Source organism: Mesorhizobium sp. M7A.F.Ca.US.010.02.1.1, assembly GCF_004023085.1.
In the GTDB taxonomy this organism is placed as follows: Bacteria; Pseudomonadota; Alphaproteobacteria; order Rhizobiales; family Rhizobiaceae; genus Mesorhizobium.
Map to the genome: position 1 here is coordinate 253,849 of NZ_RZRV01000001.1, position 17,501 is coordinate 271,349.

The 17,501-nt window shown below is 62.6% G+C and carries 16 protein-coding genes; 9 read left to right on the plus strand and 7 right to left on the minus strand.

Annotated elements, in window-relative coordinates:
- Positions 1-3,177 (minus strand): multidrug efflux RND transporter permease subunit, encoded by a 3,177-nt coding sequence (locus EOA19_RS01170; protein ID WP_128302451.1) that lies wholly within the window; start codon positions 3,175-3,177, stop codon positions 1-3.
- Positions 3,171-3,425 carry a hypothetical protein gene (locus tag EOA19_RS01175; protein WP_127412251.1) on the minus strand — a complete coding sequence of 85 codons (255 nt, stop codon included), beginning with the start codon at positions 3,423-3,425 and terminating at the stop codon, positions 3,171-3,173. The genes EOA19_RS01170 and EOA19_RS01175 overlap by 7 nt, the downstream gene beginning before the upstream one ends.
- A gap of 243 nt (positions 3,426-3,668) precedes the next feature.
- Here EOA19_RS01175 and EOA19_RS01180 point away from each other — a divergent pair, with 243 nt between their 5' ends.
- Positions 3,669-4,259 (plus strand): TetR/AcrR family transcriptional regulator, encoded by a 591-nt coding sequence (locus tag EOA19_RS01180; protein WP_023808707.1) that lies wholly within the window; start codon positions 3,669-3,671, stop codon positions 4,257-4,259.
- A gap of 329 nt (positions 4,260-4,588) precedes the next feature.
- On the opposite strand, the gene EOA19_RS01190 is transcribed toward EOA19_RS01180, so the two are convergent.
- From EOA19_RS01190 to EOA19_RS01210, 5 genes are all read right to left on the minus strand, one after another.
- Positions 4,589-5,611 carry a LacI family DNA-binding transcriptional regulator gene (locus EOA19_RS01190; protein WP_128302452.1) on the minus strand — a complete coding sequence of 341 codons (1,023 nt, stop codon included), beginning with the start codon at positions 5,609-5,611 and terminating at the stop codon, positions 4,589-4,591.
- A gap of 190 nt (positions 5,612-5,801) precedes the next feature.
- Positions 5,802-6,593, minus strand: coding sequence for an ATP-binding cassette domain-containing protein (locus tag EOA19_RS01195; RefSeq protein ID WP_023808705.1), 792 nt, complete (start codon positions 6,591-6,593; stop codon positions 5,802-5,804).
- Positions 6,594-6,596: 3 nt separating this feature from the next.
- Entirely contained in the window at positions 6,597-7,583 is a 987-nt protein-coding gene (locus EOA19_RS01200; RefSeq protein ID WP_128302453.1) for an ABC transporter permease, read from the minus strand.
- A 114-nt stretch (positions 7,584-7,697) separates the two neighbouring features.
- Positions 7,698-8,633 (minus strand): substrate-binding domain-containing protein, encoded by a 936-nt coding sequence (locus EOA19_RS01205; protein WP_128302454.1) that lies wholly within the window; start codon positions 8,631-8,633, stop codon positions 7,698-7,700.
- Positions 8,634-8,961: 328 nt separating this feature from the next.
- On the minus strand, positions 8,962-10,119 hold the full coding sequence (locus EOA19_RS01210; RefSeq protein WP_023808702.1) for a fumarylacetoacetate hydrolase family protein: 1,158 nt from the start codon (positions 10,117-10,119) through the stop codon (positions 8,962-8,964).
- Between the two features lie 236 nt (positions 10,120-10,355).
- Between EOA19_RS01210 and EOA19_RS01215 the strand changes: the two genes are divergently transcribed.
- The 8 genes from EOA19_RS01215 to EOA19_RS01250 all read left to right on the plus strand — a co-directional run bounded on the left by EOA19_RS01215 (position 10,356) and on the right by EOA19_RS01250 (position 17,469).
- Entirely contained in the window at positions 10,356-11,636 is a 1,281-nt protein-coding gene (locus EOA19_RS01215; RefSeq protein ID WP_023808701.1) for an FAD-dependent oxidoreductase, read from the plus strand.
- 102 nt (positions 11,637-11,738) lie between these two features.
- On the plus strand, positions 11,739-12,623 hold the full coding sequence (locus EOA19_RS01220; protein WP_023808700.1) for an ABC transporter permease: 885 nt from the start codon (positions 11,739-11,741) through the stop codon (positions 12,621-12,623).
- The gene (locus EOA19_RS01225) at positions 12,620-13,489 is read left to right on the plus strand and encodes an ABC transporter permease (RefSeq protein ID WP_128302455.1); all 870 of its coding nucleotides are present in this window, start codon (positions 12,620-12,622) and stop codon (positions 13,487-13,489) included. Before EOA19_RS01220 ends, EOA19_RS01225 begins: the two co-directional genes overlap by 4 nt.
- The gene (locus EOA19_RS01230) at positions 13,474-14,544 is read left to right on the plus strand and encodes an ABC transporter substrate-binding protein (protein WP_128302456.1); all 1,071 of its coding nucleotides are present in this window, start codon (positions 13,474-13,476) and stop codon (positions 14,542-14,544) included. Before EOA19_RS01225 ends, EOA19_RS01230 begins: the two co-directional genes overlap by 16 nt.
- Before the next feature lie 69 nt (positions 14,545-14,613).
- The gene (locus tag EOA19_RS01235) at positions 14,614-15,222 is read left to right on the plus strand and encodes a cupin domain-containing protein (protein WP_128302457.1); all 609 of its coding nucleotides are present in this window, start codon (positions 14,614-14,616) and stop codon (positions 15,220-15,222) included.
- Positions 15,212-16,297: an ABC transporter ATP-binding protein gene (locus EOA19_RS01240; RefSeq protein WP_128302458.1), complete on the plus strand. Its 1,086-nt coding sequence runs from the start codon at positions 15,212-15,214 to the stop codon at positions 16,295-16,297. The genes EOA19_RS01235 and EOA19_RS01240 overlap by 11 nt, the downstream gene beginning before the upstream one ends.
- Positions 16,298-16,394: 97 nt before the next feature.
- The gene (locus tag EOA19_RS01245) at positions 16,395-17,003 is read left to right on the plus strand and encodes a 2'-5' RNA ligase (protein ID WP_128302459.1); all 609 of its coding nucleotides are present in this window, start codon (positions 16,395-16,397) and stop codon (positions 17,001-17,003) included.
- Positions 17,004-17,115: 112 nt separating this feature from the next.
- Entirely contained in the window at positions 17,116-17,469 is a 354-nt protein-coding gene (locus EOA19_RS01250; protein ID WP_023808694.1) for a nuclear transport factor 2 family protein, read from the plus strand.
- Positions 17,470-17,501: the final 32 nt, after the last annotated feature.

Genomic DNA, 17,501 nt, shown 5'->3' on the forward strand with positions numbered 1-17,501 from the left:
TTATTCGGCCGCTTCCGCCAGGGGACGGAATGCGGGCTCAGTCGTTGGTTCATTGTCTTGAGAGGCGGGCTCGTCATTGCCGCGGCGTTCGCGCAGCTGTTCGATGACCGCGTAGAACACCGGCACGAACACCAGCGACAGGATGGTCGCCGCGACCATGCCGCCGAATACGGTGGTGCCGATCGACTGCCGGCTTGCCGCACCCGCACCCGTCGCAAACATCAGCGGCAGTACGCCGAGGATGAAGGCGAAGGCCGTCATCAGGATCGGCCGCAGCCTCAGCCGTGCCGCCTCCATCGCCGCGTCGACGATGCTGAGGCCTTCCTCGCGCCGTCGCCTTGCAAACTCGACGATCAGGATCGCGTTCTTGGCCGCCAGGCCGATCAGCATGACGAAGCCGATCTGCGAGTAGACGTCGATCTGCATGCCACGCAGCAACAAGGCCACGAAGGCGCCGAACAGGGCCAGTGGCACCGCCAGCAGCACCATGAACGGCATCGCCCAGCTCTCATATTGCATCGCCAGGATCAGGAAGACGAAGACGATGGCGAGGCCGAAGACGACGGACGCGATCGATCCTGCCTTGAGCTCCTGGAAGGTGATGCCGGTCCATTCGAAACCGAAATCTCTTGGCAGTGCGGTGGCGGCGGCCCGTTCCATCGCGGCAACCGCCTGGCCCGAGGAAAAGCCCGGTGCGGCACCGCCATTGATCGAGGCCGAGGCATTGTTGTTGTAGTGCGGCACGGTCTCCGGGCCAACGAAGGGCACGAGTTTGCCCAGTGTGCTGAGCGGCACCATGCCGCCGGAGGCATTGCGCACATAGAGCCGCGAAATGTCGGCTGCACCCGCACGTGCATCCTTGTCGGCCTGGATGGTCACCCGGAAGGTACGGCCGAACAGGTTGAAGTCGTTCACGTACAGCGAGCCGAGATAGATCTGCAGCGTGTTGAACACGTCCGGCAGATTGAGGCCGAGCAGTTTGGCCTTGCTGCGGTCGAGGTCGTAGTTGAACTGCGGCGTCGAGGTCGAGAACGGCGAGAACAGCTGCTGCGGGTTGATCTCCGGCTGCTTGCGCGCCTCGGCGATCACGGCTTGCGTGGCATCGTTGAGGGCTGAACTGCCGCGGCCGGTGAGATCCTCGACGACGAACTCGAAGCCGCCCGTGGTGCCGATACCCGGTATCGACGGCGGATCGAAGCTCAGCGCAAAGGCTTCCGGGATTTGCATCAGCTTGCCGCGCACGTCGGCGACGAGCTTCGACGCGCTCTGGTCGGGACCGCGTTCTTCCCAGGGTTTGAGGATGGCGAATTCGACCGCCGAGTTCGACTGCGCGGCACTGGTCAGGAAGTTCAGGCCGCTGATCGACCCGACGATCTCGACGCCGGGCGTCGCCTGCAGGATGTCGCGCGCCTTTTGCGCCACCGCGTCGGTGCGTTCCAGCGACGCGCCGTCGGGCAACTGGATGACGACGAAGAAATAGCCCTGGTCCTCGACCGGAAGGAAGGTCGAGGGCAGGCGCTGCCAGACGAAGTAGGTGGCGACCAGTCCGGCCGCGAACAGGCCAAGCATGATCCAGCGCAAGCGGATGAGGATGCGCACGCCATTGGCATAGGCATGCGAGAGCCTGTCGAAGCCGGTGTTGAACCAGCGGAACGGGGCGAACTGCGTCTCGCCGCGATGCCGCAGGAAGGCCGCGCTGAGCGCGGGACTGAGCGTCAGCGAGTTGAAGGCCGAGATGCCGACGGAGATCGCCACCGTCAGCGCGAACTGGTTGTAGAGCTTGCCGGAGACGCCGGGAATGAAGGCTACCGGCACGAACACCGCCATCAGCACGGCGGTGGTGGCGATGATCGGTCCGGTGACCTCGCGCATCGCGGCCTTGGTCGCTGCAAGCGGCTTGAGCCCGGCCTCCAGCTGTCGTTCGACATTTTCAACCACGACGATGGCATCGTCGACGACCAGGCCGATCGCCAGCACCATGCCGAGCAGGGAGAGCATGTTGAGCGAGAAGCCGAGCATCTCCATGACGACCAGCGTCGCCACCAGCGACACCGGAATGGCGATGGTCGGGATGATCGTCGTGCGCCAGCTTTGCAGGAAGAGGAACACCACGGCGACGACCAGCACCAGCGCTTCGCCGAGCGTGATCAGCACGTCATGCATCGACGCCGAGACGAAGCGGGTGGTGTCGTAGTGCATCGCATAGGACACGCCCTTCGGGAAGCGGCCCGACAGCTCCTGCATCTTGTCCTTGACGCGCTGCTGCAGATCGAGCGCGTTGGATCCAGGCATCTGGTAGACGGCAAGCACCACGGTCGGGTCCTTGCCGAAGAAGGCAGACGACGAATATTGCAGCGCTCCAAGCTCGATGCGGGCGACGTCGCGCAGCCTGACCAGCGAGCCGGTATCGGTGTTGGCGCGCACGACGATGTCGCCGAATTCCTTGGGATCGCTCAACCGGCCGACGGCGTTGACCTGCATTTCGAAGGCGGTGCCGGCGGGTGCCGGCGACTGGCCGATCTTGCCGGCCGCCACCTGGACGTTCTGTTCGGCGATGGCATTTTGCACATCGACGGCGGTGATGCCGAGATTGGCGAGCTTGTCGGGATCGAGCCAGACGCGCATCGAATAGCGCCGTTCGCCGAAGATCTGCACGTCGCCGACGCCTGGCAGCCGCTTCAGCGGATCGACGACCTGCAGATAGGCAAGGTTGCTCAGCGCCACCGGATCGACCGAACTGTCGGGCGAGGTCAGGTTGACGATGAGGACGAAGTTCGGATTCTGTTTCTTGATCGTCACGCCGCCCTGGTTGACGATCGCCGGCAGCGACGAAGCCGCCTGCGAGACGCGGTTCTGGACGTCGACGGCGGCGGTGCTCAGCGAATAGCCGACATCGAAGGTGATGGTGATGGTCGAGGAGCCGTCATTGGAGCTCGTCGACGACATGTAGGTCATGCCTTGCACGCCGTTGATCTGCTGTTCCAGCGGCGTCGTCACCGTGTCGGCCACCACTTGCGCGCTGGCGCCCGGATAATGGGCGCTGACCACGACCTGCGGCGGTGTGATGTCGGGAAACTGCGAGACGGGCAGCAGGAAATAACAAATCGACCCGGCGAGCACCATGATGATGGCGATCGCAGAGGCGAAGATCGGACGGTGGATGAAGAAATTTACCATGAGACGCAAGCCTCCCCGGCTGCTCTTGCCCGCCCGAAGGCGCTGGCAACCCTGGACAGCCTTTGGCCGGGCTTGTCACCGAGGCCGTCCCGCGAACGCAGCAACGGCACCTCGTGGCGCTGCGCATCGGCGAGCGAGCGCAGCATCGTCTCGAAGGCGCGCGGGTCGACGCCATCGGCTTTCATGACCAGCCGGATCATCGGATCCCGGACGGCCTCATCTATGGTAAGATCGCGGCGCTGTGGCATTGGCCGGCTCCTTGTCTGTCGATTCGCAGCCCATGCTCGCGAACCGTTTTTAATCTCTTCACCGGCCGAGGCCGCATGATTGGCAGTTTCTCGCCCCTCTCGTCTGGCAGGGCCGTTCACGGCCTTGTTATTGACGGTGGACGATATAGGTGTTACCAGTAAGTAACATTCTGGAAGTTACAGACCGGTAACACCCTAGTCAAGAGGTGGCCGAGGGTTTTTTGGAAACGAAAGGAGATCATGATGACAGACGGCATCGTGGAGCGCTCTCGTCCCCGGGATCGGATCCTGGAGACGGCACGCGACATGTTCCACAAGCATGGCATCAAGGGCGTCGGCGTCGACGCCATCACCGAAGCTGCCGGCACGAACAAGATGACGCTCTATCGTCACTTCGAATCCAAGGACGAACTGATCGTCGAATGCCTGCGCGCCAATGCGGCCAAGGCCGGCGCTATGTGGGATGCGTTCGATGCCGAATTTCCTGGTGACAAGCTTGCCCAGCTGCATGCCTGGGTTCGCAAGGCGGCTGCCATGCTCAATGCGGACGGGCGCGGCTGCGACATGGCCAACGCCGCCGCTGAACTGACCGAGCCGGACCATCCGGCCAGGCTGGTGATCAAGGAACTCAAAGAAGCCCAGCGCGAGCGCCTTGTGACGCTATGTCGGGACGCGGGCATCGGCCAGGCTGAACTGCTCGCCGATACGCTGTCGCTTCTGCTCGAGGGTGCGCGGGTTAGTGTACAGACCGTGGGTTCGGAAGGTCCGAGCACGCAGTTCGTGCGCATGGCTGAAGGATTGATCGCTTCTTTCCGGGGCGCCGCCGCCGGTTGACGGGACCCGTGGCCTGTCAACGTGCGTCATTCCATCTGCGATGACTGGGCGTGCTTTGGTGTCGCTGTACCGCCATTCCTGCCGGCCAAACGAAAAAAGCCCGCTGCCGGGAGGAGGTGGCAGCGGGCTCGATTTTCGAATGTGGCGCGGGAGGAGGTGCACCCCATTCAGCGTCGGCATCGCATCTGGGAGGAGTAGATGGCCGACAACCAGAACCTACGAGTTGCCCAACGATTCGGCAACAAAGAAACTTGCATAGCTGCTGTGCAGATTTGCCGTGCCAATTATCGTACAAATCCGGAAACCCGGTTTAGCCAAGCCATTTCGCATTATTGCACGGGGACGTTTTCCCTGAAGATCAAGCGCGGTTCGATGAACTTGCGCGTCAGATAGGGTGCCGAGGAGGCAATCGAGCCGAGCAGGCGAATGACCGACTGTTCCGCGATCAGCCTGGCATTCTGGTCGATGACGACATCGAGCAGGTCGTCGACGAGATGACCACGCGTGTCCTTGGTCAAGTCGTGGCAGATGAACACCGGCTTGCGGTTCGGCCTGGCCTCGCGGATCGCCTTTGCAACGCCCGAATGCCCAGCTCCGACGCAATAGATGCCGAGCAGCTCCGGCTCGTCGTGCAGCGCCTTCATGGTCTCGGTGTAGCTGGCATCGGGCTCGTCGTTGACCTCGACGGCGCTGCTGACGGTCAGATTGGGAAACTCCTCACTGAGCACCGAGCGGAAACCCATTTCGCGTTCCTCGTGGCCGCGATAGGAACGTGAGCCGACGACCATCGCCAGATGACCGATTCGGCCGCCAAGGAAGCGTCCCATCAGCAGCGCCGCCGTTCGTCCCGCCACCCGGTTGTCGATGCCGACATAGGCCGCGCGCGGTGCCGCCGGAACATCGGACACCAGCGTCACCAGGCGCATGCCGGCATCGACGATGTCGTGCAGGATGTTGCGCGTACGCGGATGATCGACGGCGATGACACCGACGCCATTGGCCCTGAGCGAAAGGTTTTCGACAGCGCTCTGCAGCGCGTTCGGCGAGATACCGGCGAGGTTATGGATCCGGCACGAGGCAACAAGCGGCAGGCGCGCGGCGTAGTCCTCGATGTGCCCGGCGAGATCGCGCATGAAGGCATTGCTGCCGATCGGCAGCAGGAATTCAAGGTGGGCGGGCCGCGAGGGTAGCGTCACCTGATCGGCGACCGGCAGATAGCCGACTTGCTTGGCCGCCTCCATGACGCGCTGGCGGTTGGCCGCACTCGCACCCGGCCGGTTGTTGAGCACCCGGTCGACCGTTGCGGTCGATAGCCCGCAGCTACGAGCGATATCGGAGACAGTGGCTTTCATGCCGTAACCCACAGCGCGCAGCTACGAGCGATATCGGAGACAGTGGCTTTCATGCCGTAACCCACAGCCCGCAGTTGCGTGCGGTATCCGAGACTGTGGCTTTCATGCTGCAATCCTGTTCGCCATGCGATGGCGCGTCAGACAAGCGATGCGATCTGAGGTGACGGGTGATTGCCGCCCATCACCATTCTCAGTGCGATGGCTTGCCATCGGCGATGGCATCGCGGATCTCCTTGTCCGACATGCCGGTAATGATCCGTTCGACCTCCGCCACGCTGGTCTTCTTGGGGTCTATGTCGTCAGCAACCACCTTGCCCCGGCGCATGACGACGATGCGGTCGACCACCTGGAAGACATGGTGGATGTTGTGGGCGATGAAAATGCAGGAATGGCCGGAATCGCGGGCGCTGCGCACGAAGCTCAGCACACCCTGTGTTTCGGCGACGCCGAGATTGTTGGTCGGCTCGTCGAGAATGATCAGGTCGCTGTCGAAATGCATGGCGCGCGCGATCGCCACCGCCTGGCGCTCGCCGCCGGAGAGCGAGCCGATCGGCGTCGTCGGCGGGATGTTCTTCGAGATGCCGACCTGCTTGAGCAAGTCGCGGGCAACCGTGTTCATCGCGTCCTGGTCCATCCGGTTGAGAAAGCGCGGCGACTTGATCGGCTCGCGTCCGAGGAACAGATTGCGGGCGATCGACAGTTGCGTGACCAGCGCCGAGTCCTGGTAGATGGTCTCGATGCCGTGGGCGATGGCGTCGCTGGTGCTGCGCAGGCTCACCTTGTTGCCGCGGATGAAGATGTCGCCGCTGGTCAGCGGAACGGCACCCGAGAGCACCTTGATCAGCGTCGACTTGCCGGCGCCATTGTCGCCGAGCAAGCCGACGATCTCCCGTTCATTGACGTGGAAATTGGCATCCTCCAGCGCCTGCACGCGGCCGTAGGACTTGCGGATGTTCGTCATGCGGATCAGTGGCTCGGCCATGGTTCAAGTCCCTGCCTGATGCCGGCGTTCCAGCCATGAATGCAGCGCCATCATGCCAAGGATGATGGCGCCGATGAAGATGTTGTAGGCAAGACCGGGCACGCCGATCAGCACGATGCCGTTGCGCATCACGCGCAGGATCAGGATGCCGAGCACGGTGCCGATGATCGTGCCGCGCCCGCCGGTCAGCGCGGTACCGCCGATCACCACCATGGCGATGACTTCCAGTTCATAGCCGGTGCCGCTGTTGGGGTTGGCCGCCGAGGTGCGCAGCGACGAGATGACGCCGGCAAGCGAAGCCATGACCGACGACAGCACGAACAGGCCGATCTTGACGCCGCTGACATTGACGCCGCGCGCCCTTGCAGCACTCGGGTTGCCGCCGGCCGCCTGGATCCAGTTGCCGGTGCGGCTTTGCGTCAGCACATAGCCGAGCGCGATCGCCGCGGCGATGAACCAGAACAGCGACATGTAGATGCGGAACGGTCCGATGAAGAAATCGCCGACCAGCGCTTCGGCCAGCCAGCTGCCCTCCGCACTCCAGGTGCGCTGCGGAAAACCGTCGGTGACGAAAAGGGCGGTGCCGCGCACCACAAGCAGCATGCCGAGCGTCACCAGGAAGGATGGGATCTTGAGCTGCGTCACGAACCAGCCATTGACCAGCCCGATGATGGCGGCGACCAGCAGCGCGGCGACAAAGCCGACCTCAAGGGAGGTCAGGCCGCTGTTGAACAGGGTCCACATCAAGACCGGCGAGAAGCCGAACAGGGAACCGACCGAGAGGTCGAACTCGCCCGACGTCATCAACAGCGTCATCGCCAGCGCGATCAGGCCGAGCTCGACCGTGAAGGCCAGCGTGTTGGAGATGTTCTGCGGCGACAGGAAGTCGTGGTTGAAACTCCAGAAAACGGCGATCTCGACGACGAGCAGCACGAAAGGGCCGAATTCCGGCCGTGCGATCAGGCGTTGGACGAGCGAATGATTTTCCACAGGCAATCCGCGACATGAGTGGAAGGCTGAGCGTTGCACATCGCGTGCGAAGGGCTCGGCGAAATGGAGAGCCAGTCGCGACCGTTGGGCGGCCGCGACTGTCGAGATTGGATGTTACTTGCCGGACAGGATGTCGTCGTAGATTGGCGCGGTGTCTTTTTCGTAGAGCGCGCCGGTGATGACGTTGAAGCCCGGAGGAATGCCGCCGGCGGCCATATTGGCCAGCGAGAGCGCGACATAGCTGGTCGCCTGCGGGTCCTGCCACTGGCCGGCATTGACATAGCCGTTCAGCACTTCCTGGGTGGTGTCGAGCGAGTTGCCCCAGCCGACAACCGGGATTTCGCCCGGCTTGATGCCGACCTGGTCGAACACCCGCTTGATCGAGCCGGTGACGAGATCGCCCAGGCCGATGATCGCCTTGACCTTGGCCTTGTTGGCAGTGAGGTAGTCGACCATGCGGTTGATCACTTCAGCCTGGTCGAGCGTCGCTTCGGTGATTTCATAGGTGATGCCGAGCGGCTCGAAGACGCTCTTGATGCCTTCCTCTTCCTGCACGCCGTAGGTGGCGCCGGGGATCTCGACCGGCATCCAGACGAAGTCGCCTTTCTTCACCAGGCCTTTGTCGACCAGATACTGTGCCCAATGCTTGCCGAAGGTGACATTGTCGCCGCCGACATAGGCGTTGAAGTCGGCTTTGGGGTCGGGCGTGTTGAAATTGATGATCGGCACTTTCGCCGCCCGCGCTTCCTTGACGATCTCGATCAGGCTGCCCGGATCAGGGCTCGTGGTGACGATGCCGTCGGCCTTGGCGGAGAGGGCGGCGCGAACCGCTTCCTGCTGCGAGGCGACATCGCCATTGTGGAACGAGGTGTTGACCGTGTTGCCGGTATCCTTGGCCCATTGCTTGGCGCCGGCCAGGAAGTAGGTCCAGACCGGATCGGCCGGGCCGCCATGCGAAATCCAGTAGAACGTCTTGGCCTGTGCCGCTGCTGGTATCACCATCAGCGCCACCAACAGGCCGTATAGAACAAGTCTTAGCCGTGTCAGCATTTGATTTCCTCCCGTTGTAGATGGTCAGTTCAAAATCCGTCCCTTGTTCAGCATCTTTTGCCAGCGCCGGTTGAATGCGTCAGAGCATCCCCTTTTTCGACGGATGGCAAGCCTCCATTTGCAGGTGTAGTGGGCGCCTGACGGGTCGTCATCAGCTGCCCCATCAGATTGCATCAGTTGAGGTGATTTTCCGACTGTCGGATAATTGGTGGGATTGTTTCGGGTCGCGCGAACGCGGCCTGCGTCGACAAGGGTCACGCCGGCGATCATCCTACGCCCACGGGACCAGGTCCGTAGCGCCCTGGCAGGGCGTCGACGATACCAGTTGCTAGATCAGATCGGCTCTGGCTAGCTCCCGCATCAGATGGCTGGCGCCATAGGTCCAGTGCGGGCAGTCGGGCGAGAGCCGCACCCGGTTGACCAGCGCACCGAATTTCTCCGACGAGATGGTGACGATGTCGCCGACCTTGTGAGTAAACCCCTTGCCCTTCTCGCCTCGATCCTTGGACGGAACGAACATGGTGCCGAGATAAAGCGCCAGCCCGTCCGGATACTGGTGGTGCGGCCCCATGGCCGCGGCGACCAGTTCCTCCGGCGAGCGGCTGATCTCGGCCATCGAGCTTGCGCCCTCCAACGAGAACCCGTCCTCGCCCTCGACTTTCAGGCGCACGACGGCGCGCTTGACGTCATCGATGGAGAATTTGTCGTCGAACAGGCGGATGAAGGGACCGAGCGAGGCCGAGGCATTGTTGTCCTTGGCCTTGCCGAGCAGCAGCGCCGAACGCCCTTCGACGTCGCGCAGATTGACGTCGTTGCCGATGGTGGCGCCGACGATCCTGCCGCTGGAGGCGGCGATCATGGCGATCTCGGGTTCCGGATTGTTCCAGGTCGACACCGGGTGCAGCCCGACATCGGCGCCGAAGCCCACCGAGGCCATCGGCTGGCACTTGGTGAAGATCTCGGCGTCGGGGCCGATGCCCACTTCCAGATATTGCGACCAGGCGCCGCGCGAAATCAGCTTGGCCTTGATCTCCATCGCTTCGGGCGAACCGGGTTTCAGCTTCGACAGATCGTGGCCGATCAGTCCTGCGATGTCGGCGCGGATGGCGTCGGCTTTTTCAGCCGAACCGCGCGCCTGTTCCTCGATCACCCGTTCCAGCAGGCTGACGACGAAGGTGACGCCCGATGCCTTGACCGCCTGCAGGTCGACCGGGGAGAGCAGGTAGGGTTTTGCTGGATCGCGCCCGGTCTCAAAACTGTTGGCGGCGATGTCATCGAGCGATCCGATCGGTCTGCCCTCGGCCGAGCGGACATGCCCAGCGGGGTCAGCCATCTCGCAAAGGTCTCGCATGGTTGGTGCCGCACGCGAGGTGATGTCGAAGACCGTGCCATCGCGCACCGTGACGACCAGCGGGTATGCGGCATCGCTACCTCTGGCGCGTCCGACAAAAAGGCCCTCGGTGGGCAGGTGGGTCGGGTTCGTCATAGCGCTCTGTCCTCTGAGTGATCGACAATGTGGCGAAGTGATCGTCAATGTGGGCGGCCGGATCGGCGCGGCACTTTCACCGGATTCCCGTCAAAGGTCTATCCCGTCGCAGGCGATCGGAACTCTGGGTCTCCGATCGCCTCGGCGGCAGTCCACAGACGAAAGCCGGAGTGCTCTTTCAAAAATGTGAAATTCTGACTAGGATTTTCACCAATCGCAGCGCATTCAGGTGACCCTTGGCGACAGCATTCTCCGATCCGATCTGGCTCAAGCCACAGGCAGCTTCCACGTTTCAATCGCTTCCCAATGGCGAACGTGTCGATCTCGCCATTGTTGGCGGTGGCATTATGGGCTTATCGACCGCCTTGCATGCCGCCCGGCTTGGCCTGTCGGTGCAGGTGCTGGACGCGGGCGAGATCGGCCAGGGCGCATCAGGCTTGAATGGCGGTCAGGTCATTCCCGGCCTGAAATACGATCCGGAATGGCTGCTGGAGCATTTTGGCCTTGAGCGCGGCGAGGCGCTTGTCAATTTTGCGGCGTCGACCGCCGATGCGGTGTTCGAGCTGATCCGCGACGAGAAGCTGGCGGTGCCGTTCGTTCGCAATGGCTGGATCCAGGCGGCGCACACCGAGGCCGCGCTGAAGGCGGCGGGAAACCGTGACCGGCAATGGCGCGCACGGGGCGCGGATGTCCAGTTGCTGAACGCAGCGGAGATCGCGGCCAAGACCGGTGCGCAGGGCTATCTCGGCGGCTGGCTCGATCGCCGCGCCGGTGTTATCGATCCGCTCGCTTACACATCTGAACTCGCCCGTGTCGCGACCGCGGCTGGCGTGAGGGTAGCCGAGCGCGAAAAGGTCGTGCGGCTCACCAAGACCGCCGGCGTTTGGCGTATTTCGACCGAAAATGGCCTGGAATTGCAGGCAAAGGCGGTCGTTCTGGCGACCAACGCCCATACGGACGGTCTGATCCCCGGCCTTGCGCAGACGATCGTGCCGCTGCATTCTTTTCAGATCGCCACAGCACCGCTGTCGTCCGGTCAGGCGGCCCCGATCCTGCCGGAAGGGCAGGCGGTGTCGGACTCCAGGCGCATCCTCGTCTACTACCGCAAGAGCGCCGACGGCCGGCTGGTGCTTGGCGGGCGGGGTCGCATGGCGCTGCCGACGAGCGCCAGCGACTGGGCGCATCTCGAGCGGGCGCTGCGGCGGCTCTATCCCATGCTGTCCGGCATCGCCATCGAGAAGCGCTGGTTCGGCCGCGTGGCGATGACGCCGGACCATCTGCCGCACATCCACGAGCCGGAGCAGGGCCTGCTCGCCGTGGTCGGCTGCCAGGGTCGTGGTGTCGGCCTGATGACCGCTCTTGGCGAGCGCATCGCCGGCTATCTCCAAAGTGGCGACGCCAGGCATTTGCCCTTCCCGGTCTCGCCGATCCGACCGATCCCGTTTCACGCCTTCCGCCAAGTCGGCGTCGCCGCGACCATCGCCTGGTACCGGCTGCTCGATGCGTTGGAGCGCTGACCAAAGCAATTCCTGTCAATGGGTTTCCGTTTGGGATTCCGCTTGACAGTTTCATGGATATGAAAAACTCTAAGCCAATTTCAAATTCCGATAGGCAGGTCGATGTCGACCCTAGTTGCAACATCAGCGCCAGAGGCCCGGTCTTCTCAGGGCTTCCGGGTCGCCATGCTGCTCCCGGGCGCTCTGGTCACTTTCCTGCTGATCCTGTTTGCCCTCGGCCTCGTGCTTTTCCTCGCCTTCCGCAACAATGACGGTTCGCTGCTCGGTGCCGGTTTCAGCTTGGCGAACTTCGCAACTGTGGTGTCCGATCCGCTGTACTGGACGGTGACGCTGCGTTCGCTGATCATTGCCGCTCTGGTCACGCTGGCGACCGTCGTCACTGCCTATCCCGTCGCCTACTATCTTGCCTTCCACGCCGGCCGGCGGCGCGGCCTTCTGCTGTTTCTGGTGACGCTGCCATTCTGGACCAGCTATCTCCTGCGCGTCTTCGCCTGGAAGATCGTGCTCGCCTACAATGGCGTTTTGAACTCGGCGCTGATCGAAAGCGGAATCTGGTCTGAGCCGACATTGGCCTTTCTCAACACGCCGGCCGCCGTCGTCGTCACGCTGGCGCACGCCTACGCGCCTTTCGCCATCCTGCCGATCTACGTGGCGCTGGACACCATCCCGAAATCGCTGATCGAGGCCGCTTCCGATCTCGGCGCGCGGCCCTTCACCTCTTTCCGCCGGGTCGTGCTGCCCAATTCGATGCCGGGCGTGCTGGCGGCAGCCCTTGTCGTCTTCGTGCCGACGGTCGGTGACTATGTCACGCCGGCGCTCGTCGGCGGCCCGGCCAGCACCATGATCGGCACGCTGATCCAGGCGCAATTCGGCAAGGCCAATGACTGGCCGTTTGGCGCCGCACTCTCCGTCGCCGTCATGCTGGTCATCCTGTGCGTGGTGCTGGTCGCGCGTTTCGCCGACCGCAGATTTGGCAGCCGCACATGAGCGCTGCACGCACGCAGGGAGGCGGCCGCTGGCTCGGCGTCTACGTCGTCGCCTATTTGGTCTTTCTCTATCTGCCGGTGCTGCTGATCCCGCTGTTTTCCTTCAACAACTCGATCCAGGCAGCGTTTCCGCTGCAAGGCTTCACCTTGCAATGGTACGCGACTTTGTTCGGCAATTCGGCGCTGACCGGTGCACTCCTGAACAGCCTCGTCATCGGCGCCATTGCCGCCACGGGTGCGACGCTGTGCGGCATCACCGTATCCTACATGGACCTCTACGGCCGCTCGCCGCTGGCCGCCACCATCAGCGCCATCGCCCAGCTGCCAATCCTGATCCCCGGCGTCATCGTCGGCATATCGCTGCTGATCCTCATCAATCTCATTGGTCTGGGGCCATCGCGCATCGCCATCGTTCTCGGTCACATATTGGTGGCGCTGCCGACGACCGTGGTGATCATGCGCAGCCGCTTCGCCGCCATCCCGAAAACCATTCGCGAGGCGGCGCTCGATCTCGGCGCCTCCGACTGGACGACGTTCCGGCGGGTCATGCTGCCGCTCAGCCTGCCGGCCATCGTTTCGGCCTTGATGCTGGCCTTCCTGATCTCCTTCGACGAATTCATCGTCGTCTTCTTCCTGGCCGGCACCGAGCCGACGCTGCCGCTCTACATCTGGAGCCAGCTGCGTTTTCCAAAGTCGCTGCCGACGGTGATGGCGCTGGGCACGTCGATCCTGGCCGTGTCCTTCATCATCGCTGCAGCGGCTGAAATCCTGCGCCATCGCGGCTTGTCCGCCACGGCGCCAAAGCCCGCGGATCCGTCACAACCAAAACAAACCAAGAGAGGAGAACTGCAATGGCATTCGACCTGAAATCGATCTCTGCAAAGACTGTTTGCGCTGGATTGACGGCGTTCGCGCTGGCGCTGTCGTCGACCGTCGCTTTCGCCGGCGACAAGCTGCAATATTTCACCTGGTCGGGCTATGAACTGCCCGACTTCAACAAGAGCTTTCTGGCTGCGCACCCCGACGGCGTCGAGGCCTCGATCTTCGGTGACGACGATGACGCCTTCACCAAGGTCAAGGCCGGCTTCCGCCCCGACATCGCGCATCCCTGTTATGACAAGGTGGCGCGCTGGAACAAGGAAGGCCTGCTGCAGCCGATCGACACCAAGCGGATCAAGAACTGGGATTCGATCTTCCCGGTGTTCAAGAACCTGCCCGACCTGCAGGCCGGCGACGGCAAGGTCTGGATGGTGCCGTGGGACTGGGGCAACACCTCGATCCTCTACCGCACCGATCTGGTGAAGAACCCGGAAGCGAGCTGGAATCTTCTGTGGGACAAGCAGTATGCCGGTCGCATGGCGACGATCGACGCGGTGCACGACACGCCGGTCGTTGCCGCACTGCTCGCCGGCGTTAATCCGTTCGACATGACGCCGGAGCAAATGGACAAGGTGGCCGAGAAGCTGCGCGAGCAGCGCCCGCTGCTCTCCAATTACACCACCGACATGACCTCCGTCGAACAGGCGCTGGCCAGCGGCCAATTGGTCGCCGCCATGACCTGGAACGCGTCCGCCACCTCGCTTAAGAAGCAGGGCGTGCCGGTCGAGTTCATGAAGCCGAAGGAGGGCATGCTGACCTGGGCCTGCGGCTTCGTCATGCTCAAGGACGCCAAGAATATCGACCTCGCCTATGACTTCATCAACAGCCGGCTGGAAGCCGACTCCGGCAAATACCTGATCGAGGCCTATGGCTATGGCAGTTCGCTGAGCTCCGCTTTTGCCACCGTGCCGAAGGAGGAACTGGAGAAATTGCAGCTGCCATCCGACCCGGAAGTGATGCTGAAGACCACCATCTTCACCGGACCGATGAAACAGAATGACGACCTCGCCAAGATGTTCGAAAAGGTCAAGGCAGGCGGCTGAACCCTAGAGCACCGCGCGGCGTCAGCCACGCGGTGTCACCCGAGACACTGCAAACGAGGTCGGGAATTGATGGACATACTGGACGAAGCTGCTGAGAAGCCGAAGGACGATGCCGATGTGCGGGTCGGCCGGCGCGTGCGGGCGCTGCGGCTGGAGCGCAACCTGTCTCTGGCCGATCTTGCGGCAAAAGCCGGCGTGTCGATCGGTGCGTTGAGCCAGATCGAACGCGGCATGTCCTCGCTGCGCGTCAAGGTGATCTGGCCGCTCGCCGCCGCCCTCGACATCGAGCCGTCGGCGCTGATCGCCGACGGCAACGATGCCGTCAACGATCTCTATTGCGTGCGTGCCGATAAGCGACGGCAAATCCCGGTCAAGTCGGAAGGCATTGCCAAGGCGCTGCTGTCGCCGCCGGGCGCGACGCTGACCGGCATGCTGGTGACGGTGGAAGCCGGCGGCGGCACCGCGGAGGCCTATGCGCATGCCGGTCATGAATTCGGCTTCGTGCTGTCGGGCGAGGTCGAACTGGTGGTTGATTCGACAAATTACGTGCTGAAGACCGGCGACAGTTTTGCGTTCAAGAGCACGCTTTTGCATGCCTTCCGCAATCCAGGCGCCGAGCGTTGCCAGATCCTCTGGGTCAACACCACGAAGCCATCCGAGGTTCGCGATGGCGCCTGATCCACTTGTGCGGCTACAGGCGGTCTCGAAGATTTTTCCTGGCGGCATCGTCGGGCTCGACGCCGTCGATCTCGACATTGTCGGCGGCGAGTTCATCACGCTGCTCGGGCCGTCGGGTTGCGGCAAGACCACCAGCCTGCGCGTCATCGCCGGCTTCGAAAGCCCGACGACCGGCAAGGTGTTGCTCGATGGTCGCGATATCACGGCACTTCGGCCGTTCGACAGGCCGGTCAACACCGTTTTCCAGGATTACGCGCTGTTCCCGCACATGAATGTCGCCGAAAATGTCGGCTTTGGCCTATCGCTGCGCAAACTGTCTGGAGCCGAACAGGCAAAGCGCGCCGGCGAAGCCCTTGACATGGTCGGCCTCGCCGACAAGCTTGGCGCCCGCGTCTCCGAACTGTCGGGCGGCCAGCGCCAGCGTGTCGCACTGGCGCGTGCCATCGTCTGCGAACCACGCGTGCTACTGCTCGACGAGCCGTTGTCGGCGCTCGATGCGCATCTGCGTGAACAGATGCAGGTTGAACTGAAGCGGCTGCAGTCGCGGCTCGGCACCACCTTCGTCATGGTCACCCACGACCAGACCGAAGCGCTGTCGATCTCCGACCGCATCGTCGTCATGAACAAGGGCCGCATCGAGCAGATTGCGCCGCCGGCCACACTTTATGACCGGCCCGCCACGAAGTTTGTGGCGAGCTTCATCGGCACCATGAATCTCCTGCAATCGCGCTTCGTCGGCCGAGACGGCGATCGCCTGCGCTTCGCCGCCGGCGCCCTACCGCTGGAGGCCATTTCTGAAACCGGCGAAGCTCTCGCCGAGGATGCCATGCACACCGTCGGCGTGCGGCCGGAAGATCTCCTGGCGATGACCGAGGCCGCGCCCGGCACAGCGCCGGCACGCGTCAACAGCATCGTCTTTCACGGCCGCACGTTGCGTCTGCACGCTGAACTCGGGCAGGGCGCACCTGTTGTCATAGACGCGCCGCGCCAAGCCGAGGGTTTTCAATTCCAGGTCGGCGACGTGGCGCATATCAGCCTGCGCCGTGGTGCCAACTGCCCGGTGCTACCAGGTTAGTTTCATCGATCAAATCCACGCTTGACTCCAAGGATTGTTCCTGTTTTGTTCTAACCGTAGATGAGAAACAGGAGCGTTCTTCGCCGGGCGTATGGGTATGTATCGGCAAGGTGAATTCGATTTCGGCATACCAGAGCCTCCGTGGCAACCGAAGCGGCCGGATCGTGCCTTCTTCGGGTTGTTCTTGCAGCCGAAGGACTATGGTTCATTCGCCAATCTGCAGACGCAGCTTTGTCATCGACATGAAGTCGGTGAATCGCTGCTGTCGGCTGAACGGTTCCATCTGAGCCTGCAACATGCCGGCGACTACAAGCGGCTGCGGTCCAAGACCGTCTTTGCGGGATCTCGATCGGGTCAGCGTGTCCACATGCCTGCTTTCGAGGTCACGTTTGGCCACGTCGGCAGCTTTCCCGGTCGCCCGGCAACAAGGGGCAGGCCACCTCATCGCCCATTTGTGCTTCTCGCCGATGATGGACCGGTTTTTGAACTTCACAAATTGCTTGGTGTCGAGATGCTCAGGAATGGGCTCAAAGCGTCGGATCATTTCGTTCCGCATCTGACACTTGCCTACGATCAAAAGTTCATCTCTCGGCAGCCCATCGAACCGATCAGCTTCGTTGCCCATGACTTCATCTTTGTTCACAGCCTGCGCGGCCTGACAAAATACCTCTTCCTGGATCGTTGGCCTTTGCCGTTGGCATCGTAGTTCGCAAGCTGGGCGATCCGTCCTGACACGGATTGTCAGCTACCGCACGTTCCGACGATGGAGGCCAGCAAGCTGTTCCCCATTTGCAGTGCGTCTGACAGGAGGAATACAAATGACCATCGCGGAAATTGCCAAGGATTTCACCGAGCTGCTCAAGCAGGGCGATAACGAAGCTGCTGCCGAGAAGTACAACGCCGATGATATAATCAGTCTCGAAGCCATGGCGGGGCCGATGGCCATCTCCCATGGCAAGGAGGCGCTCAGGCAGAAGGGCCAATGGTGGCAGGAGAACAATGAAGTGCATGGCGGCTCGGTCGAGGGCCCCTACGTCAACGGAGACCAGTTCGCGGTGCGCTTCAAGTTCGACATAACGCCCAAGGCTACCGGCGAGCGTGTCACCATGGATGAAGTTGGCCTCTACACGGTCAAAAACGGCAAGATCACCGAAGAGCGCTTCTATTATTGAGGCCGTGAAATACCATCGGCTTGCGGGAGCTC